Annotated in this window: 25 protein-coding genes and 4 tRNA genes; 11 read left to right on the plus strand and 18 right to left on the minus strand. The window is 57.6% G+C overall.

Translation table 11 applies throughout. The features are described from left to right. The first annotated feature begins 129 nt into the window (after positions 1-129). The 4 genes from csrA (at position 130) to KI237_RS06960 (ending at position 802) form a co-directional block, all read left to right on the plus strand. Complete coding sequence (gene csrA / locus KI237_RS06945) at positions 130-318, plus strand: carbon storage regulator CsrA (protein ID WP_003178872.1); 189 nt, start codon at positions 130-132, stop codon at positions 316-318. A 62-nt stretch (positions 319-380) separates the two neighbouring features. Then, positions 381-471: transfer RNA gene (locus KI237_RS06950), tRNA-Ser, on the plus strand. 105 nt (positions 472-576) lie between these two features. After that, positions 577-653, plus strand: a tRNA-Arg gene (locus KI237_RS06955). Positions 654-725: 72 nt separating this feature from the next. Continuing rightward, positions 726-802 (plus strand) — tRNA-Arg (locus tag KI237_RS06960). A 40-nt stretch (positions 803-842) separates the two neighbouring features. Here the strand turns inward: KI237_RS06960 and KI237_RS06965 are convergent. Continuing rightward, complete coding sequence (locus KI237_RS06965; RefSeq protein WP_212799332.1) at positions 843-1,358, minus strand: cell envelope protein SmpA; 516 nt, start codon at positions 1,356-1,358, stop codon at positions 843-845. Between the two features lie 322 nt (positions 1,359-1,680). Here KI237_RS06965 and mgtE point away from each other — a divergent pair, with 322 nt between their 5' ends. Then, positions 1,681-3,123: a magnesium transporter gene (mgtE, locus tag KI237_RS06970; protein WP_003204768.1), complete on the plus strand. Its 1,443-nt coding sequence runs from the start codon at positions 1,681-1,683 to the stop codon at positions 3,121-3,123. 294 nt (positions 3,124-3,417) lie between these two features. On the opposite strand, the gene KI237_RS06975 is transcribed toward mgtE, so the two are convergent. Continuing rightward, a complete protein-coding gene (locus KI237_RS06975; protein ID WP_003204761.1) occupies positions 3,418-3,744 on the minus strand; it encodes an Arc family DNA-binding protein in 327 nt (108 codons plus the stop codon). A 523-nt stretch (positions 3,745-4,267) separates the two neighbouring features. Between KI237_RS06975 and KI237_RS06980 the strand changes: the two genes are divergently transcribed. From KI237_RS06980 to KI237_RS06990, 3 genes are all read left to right on the plus strand, one after another. Continuing rightward, positions 4,268-4,344: transfer RNA gene (locus KI237_RS06980), tRNA-Arg, on the plus strand. Positions 4,345-4,499: 155 nt separating this feature from the next. After that, a complete protein-coding gene (locus KI237_RS06985) occupies positions 4,500-5,030 on the plus strand; it encodes a hypothetical protein (RefSeq protein WP_212799333.1) in 531 nt (176 codons plus the stop codon). After that, positions 5,027-5,374, plus strand: coding sequence for a hypothetical protein (locus KI237_RS06990; protein ID WP_212799334.1), 348 nt, complete (start codon positions 5,027-5,029; stop codon positions 5,372-5,374). Before KI237_RS06985 ends, KI237_RS06990 begins: the two co-directional genes overlap by 4 nt. A 196-nt stretch (positions 5,375-5,570) precedes the next feature. On the opposite strand, the gene KI237_RS06995 is transcribed toward KI237_RS06990, so the two are convergent. The 11 genes from KI237_RS06995 to KI237_RS07045 form a co-directional block, all read right to left on the minus strand. Continuing rightward, a complete protein-coding gene (locus KI237_RS06995; protein WP_212799335.1) occupies positions 5,571-5,804 on the minus strand; it encodes a hypothetical protein in 234 nt (77 codons plus the stop codon). 65 nt (positions 5,805-5,869) lie between these two features. Next, positions 5,870-6,457 (minus strand): tail assembly protein, encoded by a 588-nt coding sequence (locus KI237_RS07000; protein ID WP_212799336.1) that lies wholly within the window; start codon positions 6,455-6,457, stop codon positions 5,870-5,872. Between the two features lie 31 nt (positions 6,458-6,488). Further along, positions 6,489-6,815 (minus strand): hypothetical protein, encoded by a 327-nt coding sequence (locus tag KI237_RS07005; protein ID WP_212799337.1) that lies wholly within the window; start codon positions 6,813-6,815, stop codon positions 6,489-6,491. A 464-nt stretch (positions 6,816-7,279) separates the two neighbouring features. Continuing rightward, on the minus strand, positions 7,280-8,200 hold the full coding sequence (locus KI237_RS07010; RefSeq protein ID WP_249410695.1) for a phage major capsid protein: 921 nt from the start codon (positions 8,198-8,200) through the stop codon (positions 7,280-7,282). 11 nt (positions 8,201-8,211) lie between these two features. Then, entirely contained in the window at positions 8,212-8,406 is a 195-nt protein-coding gene (locus KI237_RS07015) for a hypothetical protein (RefSeq protein WP_212799339.1), read from the minus strand. A 9-nt stretch (positions 8,407-8,415) separates the two neighbouring features. Then, complete coding sequence (locus KI237_RS07020; protein ID WP_212799340.1) at positions 8,416-9,090, minus strand: HK97 family phage prohead protease; 675 nt, start codon at positions 9,088-9,090, stop codon at positions 8,416-8,418. Between the two features lie 132 nt (positions 9,091-9,222). Continuing rightward, complete coding sequence (locus KI237_RS07025) at positions 9,223-9,420, minus strand: hypothetical protein (protein ID WP_212799341.1); 198 nt, start codon at positions 9,418-9,420, stop codon at positions 9,223-9,225. 1,345 nt (positions 9,421-10,765) lie between these two features. Then, entirely contained in the window at positions 10,766-11,074 is a 309-nt protein-coding gene (locus tag KI237_RS07030; protein ID WP_212799342.1) for a helix-turn-helix domain-containing protein, read from the minus strand. A 2-nt stretch (positions 11,075-11,076) separates the two neighbouring features. Further along, the gene (locus KI237_RS07035; RefSeq protein WP_249410696.1) at positions 11,077-11,355 is read right to left on the minus strand and encodes a hypothetical protein; all 279 of its coding nucleotides are present in this window, start codon (positions 11,353-11,355) and stop codon (positions 11,077-11,079) included. Then, complete coding sequence (locus KI237_RS07040) at positions 11,352-11,678, minus strand: hypothetical protein (RefSeq protein ID WP_212799343.1); 327 nt, start codon at positions 11,676-11,678, stop codon at positions 11,352-11,354. The genes KI237_RS07035 and KI237_RS07040 overlap by 4 nt, the downstream gene beginning before the upstream one ends. Beyond that, a complete protein-coding gene (locus tag KI237_RS07045) occupies positions 11,675-11,908 on the minus strand; it encodes a helix-turn-helix domain-containing protein (RefSeq protein WP_249410697.1) in 234 nt (77 codons plus the stop codon). Before KI237_RS07045 ends, KI237_RS07040 begins: the two co-directional genes overlap by 4 nt. Positions 11,909-12,078: 170 nt before the next feature. Between KI237_RS07045 and KI237_RS07050 the strand changes: the two genes are divergently transcribed. After that, positions 12,079-12,633 carry a hypothetical protein gene (locus tag KI237_RS07050; RefSeq protein ID WP_212799345.1) on the plus strand — a complete coding sequence of 185 codons (555 nt, stop codon included), beginning with the start codon at positions 12,079-12,081 and terminating at the stop codon, positions 12,631-12,633. On the opposite strand, the gene KI237_RS07055 is transcribed toward KI237_RS07050, so the two are convergent. From KI237_RS07055 to KI237_RS07075, 5 genes are all read right to left on the minus strand, one after another. Next, a complete protein-coding gene (locus tag KI237_RS07055; protein WP_212799346.1) occupies positions 12,634-13,848 on the minus strand; it encodes a site-specific integrase in 1,215 nt (404 codons plus the stop codon). A 334-nt stretch (positions 13,849-14,182) separates the two neighbouring features. Next, a complete protein-coding gene (locus KI237_RS07060; protein WP_212799347.1) occupies positions 14,183-15,256 on the minus strand; it encodes a polyamine ABC transporter substrate-binding protein in 1,074 nt (357 codons plus the stop codon). 44 nt (positions 15,257-15,300) lie between these two features. After that, entirely contained in the window at positions 15,301-15,642 is a 342-nt protein-coding gene (locus KI237_RS07065; RefSeq protein ID WP_212799348.1) for a cupin domain-containing protein, read from the minus strand. Beyond that, positions 15,639-17,063, minus strand: coding sequence for an NAD(P)/FAD-dependent oxidoreductase (locus KI237_RS07070; RefSeq protein WP_212799349.1), 1,425 nt, complete (start codon positions 17,061-17,063; stop codon positions 15,639-15,641). The genes KI237_RS07065 and KI237_RS07070 overlap by 4 nt, the downstream gene beginning before the upstream one ends. 57 nt (positions 17,064-17,120) lie before the next feature. Further along, the gene (locus KI237_RS07075; RefSeq protein WP_212799350.1) at positions 17,121-17,921 is read right to left on the minus strand and encodes a helix-turn-helix domain-containing protein; all 801 of its coding nucleotides are present in this window, start codon (positions 17,919-17,921) and stop codon (positions 17,121-17,123) included. A gap of 395 nt (positions 17,922-18,316) precedes the next feature. Between KI237_RS07075 and KI237_RS07080 the strand changes: the two genes are divergently transcribed. Together KI237_RS07080 and KI237_RS07085 are read left to right on the plus strand one after the other, a co-directional pair. After that, entirely contained in the window at positions 18,317-19,924 is a 1,608-nt protein-coding gene (locus KI237_RS07080) for a tetratricopeptide repeat-containing response regulator (protein ID WP_212799351.1), read from the plus strand. Continuing rightward, on the plus strand, positions 19,917-20,609 hold the full coding sequence (locus tag KI237_RS07085; RefSeq protein ID WP_212799352.1) for a sensor histidine kinase: 693 nt from the start codon (positions 19,917-19,919) through the stop codon (positions 20,607-20,609). The genes KI237_RS07080 and KI237_RS07085 overlap by 8 nt, the downstream gene beginning before the upstream one ends. Positions 20,610-20,762: the final 153 nt, after the last annotated feature.

The following is a 20,762-nucleotide window of genomic DNA, read 5'->3' on the forward strand; positions in this document are numbered from 1 at the left end:
TCCCAAAACTGTTCTTTTGCCCGCGCTGGTCAATACTAGGCCTGTAGGCTTCGACCGTTTCGGTTGTAGGTCCAATGCCTTTTTTTTGCAGACTGTTGTCCCTTAAGTGAATTGCGTGAGGAGAAAGGTATGCTGATTCTGACCCGTCGGTGTGCAGAAAGCCTGATTATTGGCGATGGCGAAATCACCGTGACCGTGCTCGGCGTCAAAGGAAACCAAGTGCGTATCGGCGTCAATGCCCCGAAAGAGGTTGCTGTACACCGCGAGGAAATTTACCTGCGTATCAAGAAAGAGAAGGACGACGAACCAAGCCATTAATTTTTATCGATTTTTATGTTTGCAAACGGGGATGAAGGTGGTTAATATACGCCCCGTGTTGCGGAGAGCTGGCCGAGTGGCCGAAGGCGCTCCCCTGCTAAGGGAGTACACCTCAAAAGGGTGTCGGGGGTTCGAATCCCCCGTTCTCCGCCATTATTTTTAGTGCGTCAAAACCTGGCTTGCTCAGTAAGTGATTGAAATTACTGAAAAAAGCGCTTTACAAAAGGAATTGACGACCTATAATGCGCGGCAACAAATGCACTCGTAGCTCAGCTGGATAGAGTACTCGGCTACGAACCGAGCGGTCACAGGTTCGAATCCTGTCGAGTGCACCATTTAAGAGTTGTTTGCAGTAATGCAAATAACTTGGCTTCAACCAGTTGTGATCTGGTATAAAACCACAATCTGCACTCGTAGCTCAGCTGGATAGAGTACTCGGCTACGAACCGAGCGGTCACAGGTTCGAATCCTGTCGAGTGCACCAAACACCAAGAAGCCCGCGTTTAACGCGGGCTTTTTGCTGTCTACGATTTGCCTTTCACGCATCCCCTCTCATCGAACACGACTTCTGCGCTGCGACCTTTCTTCGCCTTGTAGGTATACCGTGTGCTCGAATTCCGAATCCTGATTGAGTCTGGCTTGCCCAGGGCGCTCTCTACGTCCTGTTGGCTCATGCCAGCGATGATGCGCTGGCCGAGTATGGCGTCGCGGCGTTGCCTGGCGTCGATGAGGTTCCCACAGCGGTCCTGGAGCTGGCCAACCACGGTCGGTTCCTTGCGCGTGGTTTTGTTGCCGGATGTTTGCCCGCGCTCCGCTTCAGGCAGCATCGCCTCGATCGTCGGTTTGATTGTCGGTTCGCTCGAACCTGGGCGGTACGGATGGATCTGTTGTAGCGACAGGGCGTCTCCCGGACCGCAGCTCAGGGTTGTGAATGTCACGTGCCCTGCGATGCTCTCGCAGCGATGCACGGTCTGCCCGGCAGCCGATAAAGGTAGGCAGGACAAGCAGGCGAGCAGGAACAGGCAGTGGTTGAGGTGCATCCGGTCGTCCTCCTTGACGGTGCAGAAGAGAAGGGTAGACGCCGTACTTGTGCCGCGGCGTGTGTTTTCTTTTCTGGATAAGTCGTCGTAAGGGAACAGGTTCAGCCTGTGTTCAGGTTTGTCTCGCAAGCGCTTGTTCTTGCCATGATTTTTTAGCGTTTTAAAGCGTCAAGCGGTGTATGATTGCGCCCGTCAGCCCCGCCGGGGCTTTGGAATATCTCCATGGACTTACCCAGTAGTTACTCAATATTTAGTTTTGCCAATCATGAATTGACTGATTGATCCTTCCGGCGTGCTCCACTGCTGGGAGTGGAGTTCGCCTATGACCCAAGTAGATGTAAAAAAAACGCAGGAAAGCCTTCAGGATCGTCTCGCTCAAGTTGTTGAGCTGCTGCAGCGCCAGCGGGTCGTCGAAGACCTGACGCATCGCCAGGAAGGTCCGCATCATGACCGGGTCGAGAACCTGGTCCACCGGCAGAATCTCGTCGAGCTGCAACGCAAGCTCGATGATCTGCACTCCGCCGACGTCGCCTACATTCTTGAAGCCTTGCCACTGGAAGAGCGTCTGACGGTCTGGCAGTTGGTCAAGGCTGATCGCGACGGTGACATCCTGCTCGAAGTGTCGGACTCGGTTCGGGAAACCCTGATCGCCGACATGGATGATCACGAGTTGCTGGCGGCGGCCAAGGAAATGGACGCCGACGAACTCGCCGACCTTGCGCCCGAACTGCCGCGGGACGTTGTCCACGAACTGATGGAGGCCCTCGACGGCCAGCAGCGTGAGCGTGTGCGTTCGGCGTTGTCCTACGACGAGGAACAGGTCGGTGCGCTGATGGACTTCGAGATGGTGACGATCCGAGAGGACGTCAGCCTTGAAGTGGTCTTGCGCTACCTGCGTCGCCTCAAGGAACTGCCGGGGCATACTGACAAACTGTTTGTGGTCGACTATGACGGCGTGCTCAAGGGTGTTCTGCCCATCAAGCGTTTGCTCGTCAACGACCCGGAAAAACAGGTGGCCGAAGTGATGGCCAGCGACCCGGTGAGCTTTCATCCGGACGAAGACGCCTATGATGCGGCCCAGGCGTTCGAACGTTATGACTTGATTTCGGCGCCGGTGGTCGACAAGAACGGCAAACTGATCGGCCGTCTGACCATCGACGAAATGGTCGACTTGATTCGTGAGGAAAGCGAAAGCGAAGTCCTCAACATGGCCGGTCTGCGCGAAGAAGAAGACATCTTCGCCTCGGTCTGGAAGTCCCTGCGTAACCGCTGGGCCTGGTTGGCGATCAATCTGATCACCGCGTTCGTTGCCTCCCGGGTCATCGGCCTGTTCGAGGGTTCCATCGAAAAACTGGTGGCGCTTGCGGCGCTGATGCCCATCGTCGCCGGTATCGGTGGCAACTCCGGTAACCAGACCATCACCATGATCGTCCGTGCCATGGCGCTGGACCAGGTCAGTACCGGCAACACTTCGCGATTGATGCGCAAGGAACTGGCTGTGTCCTTGATCAACGGCGTGATTTGGGGGGGCGTGATTGGCGTGGTGGCTTATCTGCTCTATGGCAGCTGGTCGCTGGGGGTGGTCATGACGGCCGCGATGACGCTCAATCTGTTGTTGGCGGCATTGATGGGGGTCCTGATTCCCATGACCCTGGCTCGCATGGGCCGTGACCCTGCCATGGGCGCCAGTGTGATGATTACCGCCGTGACGGACAGCGGTGGGTTCTTCATCTTCCTGGGGTTGGCGACGATTTTCCTGCTCTGAGTCACTCATCAAGAAAACCGCCTGTTTGGCGTAATACGTCCACTTAGAAAAAACGGCGCTTCTTTCAGAAATGGGAAGCGCCGTTTTTTTTGGGGGAGGGGCTTTCGAGGAGGGGACGCGGGATCAAGAGCTCAACGCAAGAGCAACAGATCGTTCCAACCGCTATAGCGGCGTCGGCGCCATCGATCTGCAGGTACTGGCTGGATGGCTCCGATGGGCGCTTCAATGCAGGTCTGGGCCAAACGCCAGGCAAAAAAAAGCCAGCACGAGGCTGGCTTTAGTATTTGGGAGCTATCAGGTCGCGTCTGCGGCCATTTCTGCGTCATGGGCAATCAGCGAAACGAGGGCGTTCTGCTGACGATGGGAGAGTTGTCGGAAGCGTTGAAGCAGTTCGCGCTCATGCAATGACAGCTCCGGGCTGTCCAGGCGCATGCTCAACTCTTCACCCAGCGCACCTTCCTGAATAAGGCTTTGCTCAAGACGCGCGATGATTTCAGAGTTCATGCTGCGGTGATGGTTGCGAGCCACTTCGGCAATGCGTTCCCGCATTCCGTCTGGCAGACGTACGACGAACTTGTCAGCCGTACGGCTGGAATAAATTGCCTGTTTCAATGGGCGCATATATTTAACCGGTTAGTTCAGGGGAGCGGTTCTCGGGATTGGCCGCAGGATGTCGATAAGACAAGCTCCATTGCCAAATGTTCAACCTGAATTGTTAAGAGGCCCACATCATGCCTCAAAGTTGCCAGATCATTGGCGCCAATTCTGTGACAAATTCTGATCCGGGTAAAGGCGTTATGCCAGTACCCTTCATCAAAAAATGCGGACTGGTTGGTAAAAAACAACAGGTTCGCATCTGTGACCGTCGGATTGTGTCTATGTGCCATACCGTCTGGCGGATAACGGAAATGACAAAAACGTGTGTCGTCCCTGTCTTGTACAGGATAGTGGCAAATGGCCGATTTACTAGTGATAACCACGCCAGGGCAGATGAATGGCGGCCAAAACTCGGTGTCCGGACCTGTCAGCCTTACTAGGAGTACCCTTTGCCTACACTAAAAAAACATGGGCAACATGACAAACGCAGGGTAGGTCGTTAACATGCACGCCGTCCCGCGCACCGCGTCTCTCGTGGTCGACTCGTGTCTCAGTAGCTCAATTGGATAGAGCATCCCCCTCCTAAGGGGAAGGTTGGCAGTTCGAACCTGCCCTGGGACACCATATTTACTGGGGTTTAAGCCTGCTGTGTTCTTTGAGTCGTTGTTTGTACCAGCGCCATACCAGCATCAGAGACATTAGCTACTCGACGGTCCGCTATGATTGAGAATAGCCGGCAAAGAACAAAACGATAACGTCTCTCGAGTCTGCACATAGAAATGGACTTCGCCCAGGTCAACCATTTTTTGGAAATTTACCGGATAGGTGATTACGCTGGCCTTCTGGGGCTGGTCATATCATTGGTCGGTTTTTTCGTAACTATAAGAACGTCACTTAAAACCCGAACCGCCGCAGCTCAAGCATCTGCGGCAGTCGAGAGCATAAGAGGCGATTTACGGAAGGGCGATACCGTCGCTGATTTTTCGAGCGCGCTTGCCATCATGGACGAGATCAAGCGAATGCACCGATCTACGAATCTCCACCTCTTACCTGATCGATATTCCCAACTCCGTAGATTTCTAGTGAGCATCCGTTCATCGAATCCTCTATTGAGCGATGCCGATCAGGGCACCATACAAAACGCCATAGCCCAATTTTCTGCTTCGGAGCGCCTGGTGGAGAGGGCTTTGGAGGGAAAGGGGGTGATGTCCACAGCCAAGATGAATTCGCTTGTCTCGAAACATTCAGAAGCGATCCAGGAGCTCCTGGTAAGAGTAAAGTCTGAGATTACAAAAGGCGGTGATGTATGAGCTATCCAAAAATTGCCAAGCTGATTGACGTGCTTCTCAAGCAAACTGAGAACGGCTCTCTGCAATGGGCGCAGACTGAAACTTCTGACATGTTTCAGGCGTCGTTCCCGCGGTATTCCGTAAGGCTTTACATCCAGGCAGACAATCCAATTGAAGTCGACTATGTGCTGCAAATTCTCAATGAGTTAGGGGAAATCGTTGAAGAGGTCTCTGACCCGGACTTGAACGATGTCATGGCGTCCCCCTACCAGGTTATGAGGAGGCTGCACGATGCAGCTCGCCGCAGTGCTATGGGCGTCGAGAGCGCTCTTGATGAAATTCTTGAGTTTTTAGACCCTTTTTGACTGCGAACGTATCTGTTTAACAAGTGACTAAAAACCCGCCGAGGCGGGTTTTTTGTGGGTTTCAGATGCTGAATTCATGGTGCAGAGACGGAATCGAACCGGGCGTCTGCAGCGTTGATCAGGTTGAATGCGTACGGTTTGATTGTCAGGGATGCCCCCAAATCTGCCCCCAAGAACTAATCCTCCCCCGCGATATTCAGTCCAGCGAGAGCATTTTGGCTAACAGAGGGTCGTTTGAGCCCATCACCGCGGCCTGCAGATCCACGAAGTACATACCGCCGGTGATCTCTCCAATGATCTCACCTTCCTCGATCCACTTCTTGAGCAGCTGCAGGCTCGGCTTTGTCCCTGCGTATCTCAGTTTTCGATACTCACCCACCTCCATTAATCGTGGCAATCGAACAGTTACTTGCGTGACAATCTTGGTCATGGAGGCGCGTTCTACTTGGCTGGGTCCTGAGCCTATCGCAAATCCGTGCAGAAGCTCCAGCCAGGCTAGGTTTTGTCTTCGGCGTAGATCGAGGCGGATACGATCATTCCGCCCCACCGGCGTTCACCGATGCAGATCGGCACGGGGTTGCCGCTGGCCGTGGTGTTCTTGGCGCTGCCGAAGGCATAGGACGGGGCGTTGTCAGGTGATGCGCTCGTCTTGAGGCCTGAGGCCTGGGGGCTGAGCATCTGAATAACGCCGCCGGCGACCATCGCAATACCGGGCGCCAAGGTGGCACCATTTGTGAAGGGGCTCGCCACGATCAACAGTGCGCCGATAATGGTCTGCAGAATCCCGGCTCGCTTGCTGCCGTTGATCACTGGGACGATCTTGAGCGTCTTGATGCCTCCAAGGTCAAAGTCCTTCTCTCCCACATTTTTTCCGTTGCGGATGATCGCGAACCTCATACCCAGCCGGTCAAGCCGCGCAATCTCTTCAGCGAATCCCTGCACGGTTGCTTTCAACGCTCTGAACACCTCCCAAGTGCTCCCTGTGTCGAGCTGGTAATCCTTCTGGCGGAAAAACTTCCTCCCTAGGATGCTGCTGAGTTGGATGGTGGTCGTTGGGTGGTAATGCGCTGCAGTTGCGGCCATGAGCTGGCTCCTATGTGTTGGCGATCGGCAGTTAGACGCCCAAGCGCATTGCGAGAAGCGATCGCGACATAAGCGCCTGGTCGAGTGTCAGTTGTTCGCGCTGCGGGGTGTAGTTCCAAATCCGGTCGTAGATCGCTTGGTAGGCCCGCGCTCCGCGGAAGGTGCCGCGCAGCAGGTCGGCGGAAATACGCGCCTCTTCTTCAGTGAGATACGGTCCGTCGATCGTTACCTTTTCACCGTCGCGGACGCATTTAACGTCCCAAACCAGGTAACCAGAATCGGGACCCTGTGACATGTGGTGAGATTGGAAATTGCCGATCTTGGCGGCCTCGGCAAATCGTTCTCTAACGTTTTCCATGGTGATCCTCGTCCCGTTAACCATTCTTGTTAAAAAGTTAACGGTGTTAACGGGCTGCCTTGGCGTCTTTCTCGGAAAACCCGCGATTTTATTGGCCTTGGGCATCTGTTAAAGGTTCTGCGGTGTTAACACCGAGTTAACAAAAAACCTTGGGGTCGGGAAAAAAAGTGCAAATGCGATCGGGCGCGGTCTGGAAGCGATACACCCCCTATATTTAGACCCCCCCTCCATAGGAATCCCAAATCGCACCATTTTGGTGCTGTCTGGGTGAGAATTCTTCTCGCCTTGGCCTCGGCCTGACCCCGCCATCTCGACGGGGTAGGTCGTGGGCTTTATGCAGTGCCTGCCGCCAGCCCATTTGGAGTGTTGCTTGAGAGCTGCGCAGGCTGTCGGGGTTAACTCGGGGGCACTGGCCGACTGATCCCCACCAGGCACGCCCGAAGGCAGCCCTGGCCGCTTTGCTACTAGGGTGCTGTCACAGTCAGGTCAACCGATCGGATGGCGTCCTTTGCGAACACTGCAAGGCCGGCGCGCAGTTCGGCCAACAGCGTCACCAGGTTGGTCACCAGGTTGTCGCGATCGAAGCGGGTGGCAATGACGGTTGGCTGCATACGGTCCAGGATGCGAACGTGCGCCGGGTCAATGAGCAGTGCCTTGCCTCGCGCGAGGCTCGGAGTCTCGACAACGACGTTTTTCCAGAGGGTTGCGTTCGCCGGATCCTGGGGGCCGCCGAGCAGGTAGAGCCCGTCTGTGCTCTTCTGGGTTTGAATTGCGAACCAATCCAGTGGGTTCATCAGCACCACACTCGGTCTCCAGCCCGCCGCCTTCATTGCGGCCGCCGCTTCACCGACTCGATCGGTAGGCGTGGTGGCAACGGTAGGCACAAAGGCAACAGCCTGGGCGAGCAAGCCGAGGATCTTGCCGGCGCCACCAACTCCGTTGATGATCTCGGCCTCCAGTTTGGCCAGTGCACCGTAGCCCAGTAGGTTGCCGAGATAGGATTGCAGGGATGGCTCATCGTCCAGTACCTGCACCGAGGCGCGGGTCCAGTGGGCAACGGTCTGGATGTTGGCCACTGCCTCGATCAGGTTGACGCTCGATTCAGCCTTGAGCGTCCCTTCCTTGAGCTGGTAGTCGGCGTTGTTTTCGAAGCTTTCGAGCTGGGTGAACTCATAGGATCCGGAGCCAACTGGGATAGTGGTCAACACCTCCAGGAGCTGCAGCGCCAGGCGCGGATCATCGGCAATGCCGGTGCCGCGTTCTGCCTGGGTGGCGTGCTGAGTGTCGCCGGCCTGACCACGGCCAGAGCTCACCAGCGCCTTGAGGCTGATGGCGGGCAATTCAACCCGTCCGGTGTCCTTGGCGCCTGAGCGAATCGCCTCCATCCCGGATGATTTCATGAACGCGTGTACCGCACCCTTGGTGCTGGTGGATTCCCTACCGCCGCGCAATTTAACCCCTTCATTTCCAGGTCTTGCAGACGATCAAGGGCTTCCTCGATTTTGGTCTGGTTACCATCAACTTTGCCTGCAAGGCTCTTCACGGCGGCGCCGTGGTCTTCTACTGCTTTTGTCAGAATTTCGAGAGACATGGTGTTTCCTCAAAGACCCCGAAGGGTCGCTGTGATGCTCTGGAGTTTGGCCGCGATTTGGGCCAGTTCAGTGCTGTCGTCGGGCTGTTCGTCGCGAACAAGCCCGTTCCAGCCACCCGACATAAGCCTCTTGGCTTCGCGAGCAGAGAGCCCCAGCGCATCACGCGCGGCGCGTTCAAATTCCCGAGGGTTCGGGCTTTCAGGATCGAAGGCGCATTTCACGCTGACGATCCGGGAATTGGGATTGGCGGCGATGGCCACAAGGCTCGTCTCCACCAGGTCAATTTCTTTGAGCAGGCGTGCACCGTTGACCAGCTCGGCACCGCCGGGCGGAATGGTGTAGCCGATGCTCAGCGCCAAAGCACCGTCCTTTGCCAGGGCGTATGCCGCTTTGGCCTGGGGCACGTCCAGAGTAAAACGGCCCGACGCAAGAAGGCCTTGGGCGTCCTCGTCGAAGGACTCCCAAACACCGACAGGGTTGGCCTGATCGTGTTGCCAAAGGAGTGCTGGGCGGGTGCCGGCGGCGGCGTGCCTGGACAGGCTTTTCGTAAAAGCACCAGGGGCGATAATGTCGCCGTGAAAATCTGGCTCACCGCCGAAGGTCGAGGCGTAGCCGGTAAATCTGCCCACCGAGTCATCGGCGGCGAACTTGTATTGCAGGGGCGCAGTTTGGAATGGGCGCATAGGTGTTCTCTCTAAGAGCAAATAGTTTCATTTGCCGCTCAAGGAACGCATCACGCGCAACTGGGACGGGGTACAGCACATCACGCGCTGTATGAGTGTCCAGTATACGAGGATGCGCCCGGAGCGCCAAGTTCATTTCAATCCGAGTTGATGCTCAATTTCTGGCGCCGTGAGACCGCGATCCAGGGCGCGCTGGGCGTCACGAACCATCGTCCGTATGGCCTGATCCTCAAGGCGGGCGGCCATGATCGAGGCCTTGCGGGCGATCATTGCTGCCAGGCCAGCTGGGAACGGCACGTGCTGAGGCCGGGTGTAGTCGTCTTTCTTCACTTTCAAACCTCCACTTTCATTGTTTTCGAAGTAGTGCCGCAGGCCTTGTGCGGCGCGGCCTGTAGCGAGTTATGCGAATTTTCAAATCAGGCGCCTGTCAGGTTGTGGACTGGCTTCTTGCGTATCCCGTCTAACCAAACCGGCCGTCTAACTCCTCCGCTACGGTTGTGTCCTGGATCCTTGGGCAAGTCAGGTGTTCCGGGCCTTACAGCGAGTTACGTGATTCCCCAGATGTATCGCCTGTGTAGCATCGACCTGGCTCAAACCTGAGCCATCTACTTGGCGCCCGCATCCTCGCGGTTGGTTTATTCGCCACCGACCTGCAACGCGTGCACCCCGTGGCCTGCGTTTGGTTTTGGCCTACGCGCCGGTCAACAGCGGATCAATGCCGCAATGGCGTAAATCTGCTCCATCAACAAATCCCTCAACTTGAGTAAAACCCTCCACCGAGATGTGAGCAGATGTGCTCACATCTGAGCGCATCTCCTGAAACTCAGGGGAGAGTGCATTTTCATTGCACCCCCCAATCAGCTAACGCACTGGTAACGGTGCCAGCGTTACCCGAGCGCACCTGGGCCAGTTCGCTCCCACAGGCAGCCGTTAAGGTTCATTCAGTGGCACTGCATCAACTCCGCTAAGGTGCAGGACTTGCACCTCGTTACAGTTTCAAAACCACAGAGCCGAGGCCTTTTATCGAGGCTTGGTTGGTAGATATCTAAAAGGGTGTGCACTTTCTGCACAGGTAAAACCCCTTTTAAGGTGCATTTCCTGCACACGTAAACCAAATCAAGGCCCAGTAAATCCAGCGGTGCCGCTCTCTATGTGTGCAGAAAGTGCACCGCTACTTATGCACTTTCTGCACAGGATGATTTGCTAGCAAAAAGTGTCGGCAGTGGTCGCGGTGGAGATCGCGTGGACCCGATATCTAGATCTTTGCCCGGGCACTCATCGACAGGTAGCCAGGCGAGAGCGAATAGCGCACATCTTGCCCCGTGCTTGGAAAACACACTGTTCCGGCTGATCAAGATCCAACCTGCCTCTTCAAGATCCTTCAGCGCCTTTTGTAGCGTGTGAGCGGAGGCAATCCCCCAATCCTTGGCCATGGTTCTGGTCGCCGATAGGTCGCCATTGTTCGATCCCGAGTACTGCGCAAGCAGCTCCACCAAGACCATCCGGGCGGTGCAACTGAGGGCCCTGTATCCAGGTGACTGAATCATTGCCTTTGGCATCATCGCGAACGGTGGTGTCTTGACCCTGACCCCGTTTTTCTTTCTTGCCATTGCGCAACTCACAGGCAGGCCAGGGGTGTCGTTCTCTCAAACGAGACCCCTTAGCGCAGTTCAAGTCAGGAGGGTTCGCTGGCCAGCACGTACAGGCCGACTCGGTGCGGGCGCCTGCCCGGCTCCGTGGTCTTGTAGATCCATTCCGTTTTGATTGAGTAGCCACGATTTCTCAGCCACCGCACGGTGCTCGGCGGGTGAACAATGTCCAATTCCTGTGCGGCCGTGATAGTCGATATGGGGCCCACCCGAAGCGCACTGGCTAAGCGTTGTGCCTGTGCACCCGACGTATGAGCGTCCGCTGGCCGATCGGTTGCTTGCCCTGTTACAGCCGCTCCCGCAGGCGCGGATGGGCACGTTTCGCGACTTGTCATATTCAGGCCCTCGCCTCGAGGGAAATGAGGCAGTCATTCATGCCCTCAACATCGTTCGCCGGCGTGTTTCGGTAATCGTCCGCCAAGTAATGAGCGACAGCAGCCAGGCGTTCAGCGTGGTTCTCATGGCCTTGGTTTATTGAGCTACTGATTGCCCAGGCCAGAGAGCCAAACCAGGCCATATACCCGAGCGCTACCTCGAGCTGATCAACCGCCTCATTGGCCAGGTCTCCCGCGGGATTAATGGAGTGCTTCTTGTCACGGCATTTTGAATCTGTCACGATGCATTCCTCACGTTGGTGCTATCCAATGTTGTTTTAACGGGGCGGCGCGCCAACGCCGCTTTGTTTTCTTCTTCCTGCATTTGCTCTCTCTGCACAACAAATCTCAACCAGTCACTCCGCTCAGCCAGCGCTTCACTAATAATTCCCAGCCCCCGCATAAGCCCATCTGTTGCGAAGCTGCCCAGGAAAGGCTTACCGCCTTCGTCCTCTCTCTCCACCAGGTCATCCACGACAAGTTTCGCAACTGTTGACATGTATATGCCCGCGTCCTCCATAAGCTTTGCTGTGTCGCTTGCTTTCGATCGGTCAGCTACGTTCACCTTGCGTTCCCCCGCGCCATTCGATTAATCCAAATTTCCAGCTCGCTAACCAAGATCATGCGGCGCTTGCCAGCCTTGAAGGACTGAAGTTCGCCGGTTGCGATGGCCCTATAAATTCCGCTACGGCTGTGCGCCGTGATTCTGGCTGCCTCGACCGTCCCGACAACCAGAATGGGTGGCTTGGTCAGCTCTGTTCCTAACGGCTTTTCGTCAATTGCGTTTTGGTTCACATCTCTCTCCTCCTGGCCGATTTGTATAGCCAGATGTGGCCACCATAACGAGAGGAAAATCATGTGTCCACATTTTTCTTACACGTACCGACACATGGTGAGACGCATTGACAAATATCGGCCATGTGGCATCCTCCGCCCACCTCCCTATGTGAATACCGAGAATCGACATGGCAAAAGCTGCCCCCAATAGAGTCAAAGCTGAAACTCTATCGCTACGCATATCGCCTAACTTGAAGTTCGGTTTGGAGTTGCTTTCGCGTCTGGAGGAGCGCTCTCTGACAACAGAAGTCGAAAAGGCTTTGGGTGAACTATTCGACAGGACGCCGGTGGATATTGGGTATTTAGGGACGACTACAGTTGAAAATAATGGTCGCTTTGAAGATCTGTGTTTCTTCGAGCTTATGACGCTTATTTATTCAATTGATGCGCCAACCAGACTTATGCGGACTGCCGTTTTGCTGCCGCGAACATTGACCCAACGAGAGATTGCGCTGCTTGACCTTGCCTCCGATCAAGCACAACTTTTTGCAGAGGGTGCGCCTAACTATTTTTCATTAAATATCGGGCACGAGAACTTGCTTGCTGAGGTGATGAAAGAGTATTGCAGGTTTAATCAGCCTCTTGATTTGAAGTCTTTACGAAGGAACTGGCAGACGCTAAACGATGCAGTGGATTACGCTCTAGATAACGGACACTACCCAGAAAAAATAATGCTGGTGTAATCACCCGATTAAATCCACAGCCGCCGCTTTTGTGCCGGGTGCCAAGTGGGCATATCGAAGGGTCATCTTGATGTCCGAGTGCCCCAGCAGATCGCGTACGGTGTTCAGGGGCACGCCAGCCATCACCAGGCGTGACGCGAAGTCGTGGCGCATATCGTGCCAGCGAAAGCCTTGGATCTCGGCGCGCCCGAGCAGCTTGAGCCACGCGCTTTTCACGTCTTCCATACGCCCGCCACCCTGGCCGGCAAACACGTAACCCACACCGGCACCCTGTTTCTTCCATTCCTGCAGGGTGGTGAGGGCTTCCTTGTTGGTGGGTATGTGCCGCGTTTCACTGGTCTTGGCGGTGGCGCCCACCACGGTGATTGTCTTGGTGGTGAAGTTCACATCCGACCATTTGAGGTTGAACAGCTCCCCGCGTCGAACGCCAGTGTTTAGCGCCAGCAGGATCATCGGCTTGAGATGGTCGGTGAACGTCACCCCCCGCAGATCCTCGATCGGCTGCCGGTCGCGCTCCAGGCGCCAGTTGTTGGCGCTGTCCCTCTCGGTGCGCATCTGTTCCTGGCGGGCGTCCAAAGCGCCGCGAAGGCGCTTAGCCTCATCTGGCGACAGATACCGGACCTGCCCCCTTGAATCGACTTTGAGCTGCTTCAACTTTTCAACCGGGTGCTCACTGACAAACCCCCATTCCGCTGCGCGACTGAATACCCCGCTGATGGCCCCCATCTTGCGATTGGCGGTTGCTGGCTTGTTCCCACCGGTGAGCCAGGACGTGCGCACCAGCTCAAGGTCACGCCCAGTTATCTCGGTGAGCCGGCGTGCCATGATCGAAGAAAAATTATTGTCCAGGGTGTGCAGCGTTTTGTCGTAGCCCTTGTGATGGGCCTTAAACCACGGCAAATAGGTGTCGTCGAGGAACTCGCGCAGGGTAGGAGTGTTCGCGTTGCGGCGGTTCTGGGTGACCGCCAGTGGCTCGCCGTGCTCGTGTGCGTCCGCCAGATAGCGGGCGGCCTCTGTTCTGGCCTGAGCGAGCGTCAGGGTACCAACACGACCTAGGGAGCGTTCACGGTTGCGAGCCCAGGAAACCATGTAGGCCATATGGCCGCTCGGCTGAACCCGGATGAACAGTCCAGGTTGATCTGTATCGAAGACGCGATAGTGCTTTTCCTGGGGGGCCAGGCTGTTGATGAGTTTCTGAGTTATCTTGGCTTTCATTGTCCGTACCAGCAGCATACCAGCAGAAAGCAAAGTATCAGTGTGTCCCACGATACACAACCATACGTTTAAACCCAGCAATATAAGCCGTATACCCGTATTCACTGGGCCTAATTTGACCCTCCTAAGGGGAAGGTTGGCAGTTCGAACCTGCCCTGGGACACCATATTCTTCAAGGCCTTCAAAAAAATCCGTCACCGTCGCTGCAGCCTCATGGGGTGCGGTATGGGCAGGACGTATTTGCCGCAGGCAATGAAAGCCCCACTTCAGTCAAATCTGGTGGGGCTTGTTCCTGGGACGCCGCCGATGATCCGGGTTTCACCGGCGATTGGCTTCATTGCCCGTTTTTGATCCGGCTCCAGACCCGTGTGCGCAACCGGTCGTTCTCTAGTGGCATCGCCTCTAGCACGAAGAGTTTCTTCATCACGTTTTCAGGCGGGTACACCATCGGGTCGTTCAGGATAGCCTTGTCGACCAAGCCCTCGGCGGCCGCGTTGCCGTTGGCATAGTGCACGTAGTTGCTGATGCCAGCCATCACCTTGGGGTCCAGCAAGTAGTTGAGAAATGCGTAACCGGCGGCTTCATCCGGTGCATCGGCGGGCATGGTGACCATGTCGAACCACATCGGCGAGCCTTCCTTGGGGATGGCGTAGGCAATGTGTTGGCCGTTCCCGGCTTCATTGGCTCGCGCGGCGGCCTGCATCACGTCGCCGGAAAATCCCACGACCAGGCACACGTCGCCCGTTGCCAGGTCACTGGTGTACTTGGAGTTGTGGAAGTAGCTCACATAGGGGCGCACGCTGAGTAGCAGCGCCTGCGCCTTCTCGTAGTCCGCCTTGTTCTTGCTGTGGTGCGGCAGACCCAGGTAGTTCAAGGCAATGGGAAGGAGCTCGGGACCATTGTCGAGCATCGCCACGCCGCATTGGGCGAGCTTCTTCATGTTCTGCGGCTTGAACACGATGTCCCACGAGTCTATCGGTACGTCGCCCAGGACCGCCTTGACCTTGTCCACGTTGTAGCCAATGCCGGTGCTGCCCCACAGGTAGGGGAAACCGTAGCGGTTGCCGGGGTCGTTGGCCTCCAGCACTTTCATCAGCGTCGGGTTGAGGTTCTGCCAGTTGGGGAGTTTGCTGCGGTCCAGCGGCTTGAGCGCGCCGGCCTTGATCTGCCGGGCCATGAAATGGTTGGAGGGGAACACCACGTCGTACCCTGAACGGCCGGCCATCAGTTTGGCGTCGAGTACTTCGTTGCTGTCATACAGGTCATATTGGGTCGGGTGGCCGGTATGGGCGGTAAAGTTCTGCAGGGTGTCCGGGGCGATGTAGCTGCTCCAGTTGTAGATCCTGACGGTGTCTGCCGCCTGGGCGGTGGACGCGATCAACAGTAACGGAACGATCGACTTCAACATGGGAGACCTCAACCTTTGTTCTAGGCGTTATGGATGAAGGCAGTTCAGAAAATCAGCACGTAGCTTTTGCGAACGGTTTCTTGTACATCCCAGATTCCCGTCGTGTTCGCGGGGAACATCAACGCGTCGCCGGCCTGGATATGAAGGGCTTCACCGCCATCGGGGGTGAAGGTGCAACGTCCCTGGATGAAGTGGCAGAACTCCTGCTGCAGGATCTGGCGCCGCCAGCGGCCGGGGGTGCATTCCCATACGCCGGCCTCGACGCCGTCGTCACGCTCGACGCTGGCCGTGGCAACGTGTGAAAGCGGCTCGCCCAGCGGTACACCCACGGCGCCCGGCTCACCGAGAGGCAAGCGGGCGGTGTCGCGAAAATGATTGATCTTCATGCAAACGGCTCCTTGGACTTCATCAGGCGTTCCATGCACCCCGCCAGGCCTTCAGCCATCTGGCGGCGCCAGCGCGGTGCATGGAGATTGGCCAGTACCCGATCCTCAAAGACAAAGCTCTGGATAATGGCGTTGTAACCCAGCCACCGCAGGGGCTCTGGCTCCCAGCGTGGCAGCGAGTCGAGCGGGCGATCACCCAGTACCCAGGGTTGGCGAGTCAGTTCGTTGTCTTGGCCAAGAATCAGCGCCGCCACGGTCCGGCCGCCCAGATTGCTGGCACCTACGCCTTCGCCTCCGTAGCCTCCCGCCAGTGCAATTTGCTGGCGACGGTCGGCGAGCATGTGCGGGTGAAAACGCCGGGCCACCCCCAGATTGCCGCCCCAGGCGTGGGTGAGGCGTACATGGCGCAAGACCGGAAACAGTTCGCTGAACAGGTGTTGCCGCAACGCCCGTTCGGCCTGGCTCAGGTTGAAGTCACTGCGCAGGCGACCGCCAAAGCGATAGCCGCCGCGGGCGCCAAACACCAGGCGGTCGTCCCGGCTGCGCTGACCGTAGGTGACTTGTCGACTGTTTTCGCTGAAGGCCTGACCACGGTTCAGGCCGATTTGCGCCCAGGTATCGGCCGGGAGCGGTTCTGTCGCGACGATCAGGCTTTGCGCGGCCAGTTGGTGTTTGTTCAACGGGGGCAGGGCACTGGCATAACCTTCGACTGCCGGCACCACCCAATCGGCGCTCACCCGACCGTGCTCGGTTCGAACCTGACCTGGCTTCCAGTCGAGTACCGCACTTTGTTCATAAATGCGTACGCCCATCCGTTCGACGACTTCGGCCAGCCCCCGAACCAACCGTGCAGGCTGGATGGTCGCGCAGTGAGGCGAATACAGGGCGCCGTACGCCTGGGCCACATTTAATTGCTCGCGCAAGGCCGGAGGACTCAACCAGCAGTAGTCGTCTTCGCCCAAGCCTTGCGCCCGGGCGGCATCGAGTTGTTCACGCAGGCGCCGTTCTTGCTCGGGATAACGTGCCGCGCAGTACAGCACGCCGCCTTTGCGCAGTTCGCAATCGATGCCTTCGAGCTGGCACACCCGCGCCACCTCGTCGGGGATTCCATGCAGCAGTTGGTAGCTCGCGTGGCGTTGCGCGGCAGGTAAAGGGCCCAGCAGACGGTCTTCGCCCAGCAGGTTGCCCATCAACCAGCCGCCGTTGCGGCCGGAGGCGCCGAAGCCGGCAGTCTGGGCTTCAACGATGATGATGTTCAGGTGCGGTGCTTGCTGTTTAAGGTAATAGGCCGCCCAAAGGCCGCTGTAGCCTGCGCCGATAATCACGACGTCGGCTTGCAGGTCCTGATGCAGGGCCGGGCGGGGCGTCAGGGCCTCGCCAAGTTGCTCCATCCACATGCTCACACCACTCCAGCCAGTCATCACATGCTCCATCGGTTGATTGCCGACAGAGATTAATGCGCTGCAACGGGGGCTGTGTTATCTGCGGGCACGCGCGCAATGGGCTTTCAGCCACGCCTTGGGTGTGCAGCCGGTGTGGCTGCGGAAGGCCTTGTAGAACGCCGAGGTGGAATTGAACCCGGCACTCACCGCCAGGGCATCGATGGGCGCGTTTTCACCGTGACTGGCCAAGCGTTCAAGCAGGTAGGCCAAGCGTGCCTGGGTCACGTAGCGATAGAAGCTTTGTCCCAGCACTTGATTCAGCAGGTAGGACAGTTGGTTGCGGCTGTACCCCGTGGCGCTGGCGATCCGGGCAAGGTCCAGGTCCGGGTCGAGGAAGGGCTGCTGGTGGGTGAAGTAATCGGCCAGGTCCCGGGCCATGAAGCTCAACTGACGCGCCGAGAGCCCCAGTTTGCTGATGGCAGGGGCCTGGCGTCCGGCCTGCGGCTCGCCGTCGCGCACCAGTGACGCATATTCGTTGATACGCAGGATCAGGCCATCACAGACTGTGATCGCTTCGCTGGTGCGAAAGACCACCCGCTCGCCACTGCCCTTGAGCGCTGTCTGGTACTGGATGAAGGCGGTGCAGCCGTCGGCGCGAATGCGGTCATTGTGCTCAAGATACTCATCGGGATGGCGCGGCAATGTTCCGCTGATGTAGGCGCGCAGTTCGGTCAGGCCCATGCTTCGGTTCTGGAAAAAATCGTTGTACTGCACCTGTGGATGGTAGATCGCCAGGATCGCCTCCAGGTCGCGACGCTTCCAAGCCATGTGGTAGCGCATGACCACTTCGAGGGTGAGCGGGGTCTGTTCGGCGGTATCTGGCAGGACGAGGGGCATGGGCTGGCGGGCCTGGCGACTGGGCAGCGCCAGTCTAGCCCTTGAGTCGCTGGCTGAACAAACACAGCAGCCCCGTTCCTCGACCGGCCTGCTACGGTGGTGGAGAATCAGGGCGATTTTGGGGCGAAGTTGCCAGAGGCTTGGCAAGTCGTCCGTGCTCAATCTCTCCCAGGTTCCCCTTAACGGAACGCCATCGCCTGCCGATAACCCGATGAGCCCGGTTGTCTCCTGCGTTTTGGCTCGCAATGTGGGTCACGACACAGCCAGGACAAGCGGTTGCCGAAATCCCTTGAAGGTTGCTGGTTGGTGGCTATCATCTGCGCGCCTCGGGGCTGTGACACGGCGTTTCGTTGTTATGCCATTGGGTTATTTTCTTACTTGCCTGGACATCCTCGATGCTGGCGTACCACCAAAAAAGTTTTCTGATCGTCGATGATTTCTCGGATTTCCGCAGTTCGATCCGCTCCATGCTGCGTGAGCTGGGCGTCAAGGACGTGGACACTGCCGACACCGGTGAAGTGGCACTGCGCATGTGCTCGCAGAAGCGCTATGACTTCATCTTGCAGGATTATCACCTGGGCGACGGGCGCAAGAATGGCCAGCAGGTGCTTGAAGACCTGATGGTCGAAAAGCTGATCAGCCATGAAAGTGTGTTCCTCATGGTGACCGCCGAGACCAGCCAGGCGATGGTGCTCAGTGCGCTGGAGCACGAGCCTGACGCGTACCTGACCAAGCCGTTCAATCGCTCCGGCCTGGCCCAGCGGCTGGAACGGCTGGAGCAGCGCAAGACTTTGCTCAAGCCGATCCTCCAGGCGCTGGATCGCGAAAAGCCGATGGAAGTGCTCAATGCCTGCATCGCCCTGTGCAAGCAGGACCCGCGCTACGGGCCGTTGTGCCTGCGTTATCGCGCCGATGCGTTGCGCGATCTGAATCAGAACGAGGCTCTGGAACGGTTGTACAACACCATCCTGGCGGATCGTCCGTTGCCGTGGGCTTATGCGGGGCTGGGGAAGTTGATGTTCAAGCGTGGCCAGGTGGGGCAGGCCAAGGCGGTCTATGAAAAAGCCCTGAAAGCCTTTCCGATGATGCCGGCGTTGTACGACGGCATGGCCGAAGTGTTGATGGCCGAAGGTGACACCAAACAGGCGCAGCACGTGCTGGAAGAGGCGGTGCGCCTGTCGCCGCTGGCCGTGCGCCGCCAATCGTTGCTGGGCAAGCTGGCGATGACCAACGAAGACTACGACACCGCTTCCCGGGCCTATCGCCAGGCGGTTGGGCAGGGTGCGCAGTCGCGCTTCAAGGACCCGGAAAGCAACCTGGGCCTGGCCCATGCGCTGATCAGCAAGGGCAGCGAAAAAGGCCTCGATACCCGGACCCGGCTGGAGATCAACACCACGCTCAGCGCTGTGGCGAAGGATAACCTCAACGACCCGGGTTTGCAGGTCCGGGCGCGGTTGATGAAGGCCACCAGCCTGTTGCTCAACGATGCCGAAACCGCTGAGAAACTCACCGAGCAGGCCTTGCAGCGCCTCGATGGCATGGAGCAGTTCATGAGCGCCGAGGCTGCGTTGCTGGTGGCCAAGCAGTTGCAAATGCTTGGACAGACCAGCGCCGGCGAATCGATGCTCAAGAACTGCGCGGAAATCTACGGCGATGACCCGACGGTGATGCAAGGCATCGCCAAGCTGACCGACGACCCAAACATCCTCAACCAAGGCAATGCCGCCGCCGAGCTGAACCGCGAAGGCGTGCGCGTCTACAAGACCGGCGCGTTGCCGGAGGCGCGGGAGCTGTTCCGTCGCGCCCTGAAGATGCAACCGAAGAACATCAGTATTGCCCTGAACATGGCGCAATCATTGCTGCATGGCACCGACACCAGCGTGGAGTCGGAGCTGCTGCAGGAATGCCGCGCCTGCCTGAAACTGGTGGGCATGATGCCCGACACCGATGCGCGTTTTGCGCGTTATCAAAAACTGCGAAGCAAGGCATTTGGCGATGAATGACAGCGAACAGTCCCTCGATTTTTCCACGGTGATCGCGTCTACCGTGCACGACATGAAGAACTCCCTGACCTTGCTCATGCAGGCGCATACGCAATGGCTCGAGCGCTTGCCCGAAGCCGAGCGGCAAACCTCGGAGCAGGGCGTCATCGAGTTCGAGTTCGCCCATCTCAATGGCCTCATGGTGCAGTTGCTGGGGCTGTACAAGCTCGGCGTCAACCAGTTGCCGCTGCACCCGGCCTACCATGAGCTGGATGATTTCATCGAGGCACAATTGGCCGGCCATCAGGACGTGTTCCGCAGTCGCGGGATCATGGCCACCTACGACGTCGATCCGCTCAGCCCCCTGGGCTTTTTCGACCGTGAGCTGGTGGCGTCGGTGCTCGACAACTGTATCAACAACGCCATTCGCCATGCGCGCCAGGCGCTGCTGATCAGTGTGAGCGACGAGGCCGGGCAACTGGTGCTGACCATCAACGACGACGGCGAAGGTTACCCGCCAGAGATGATCGAGCGTCAAGCCGAGTACGTGCAAGGCATCAATCACAGCAGCGGCAGCACCGGGCTGGGCCTGTACTTCGCCGCACGGATCGCCGGGCTGCACCAGCGCGGCGGCGTGAGCGGGCGTACCGAGATCGCCAATGGCGGTGTGTTGGGCGGTGGGGTGTTCCGGCTTTACCTGCCCTGAGCAATCGCCCTGGCAATACAAAACACCTGTGGGAGCGAGCTTGCTCGCGATGGCGCCGGGTCAGCAACGTGGATGCTGATCGGTCCGCCGCTATCGCGAGCAAGCTCGCTCCCACACTCGTATTGCACAAGATTTTAATTGTCTGTGGGTGCT

The sequence above is a fragment of the Pseudomonas sp. St316 genome, assembly GCF_018325905.1.
In the GTDB taxonomy this organism is placed as follows: domain Bacteria; phylum Pseudomonadota; class Gammaproteobacteria; order Pseudomonadales; family Pseudomonadaceae; genus Aquipseudomonas.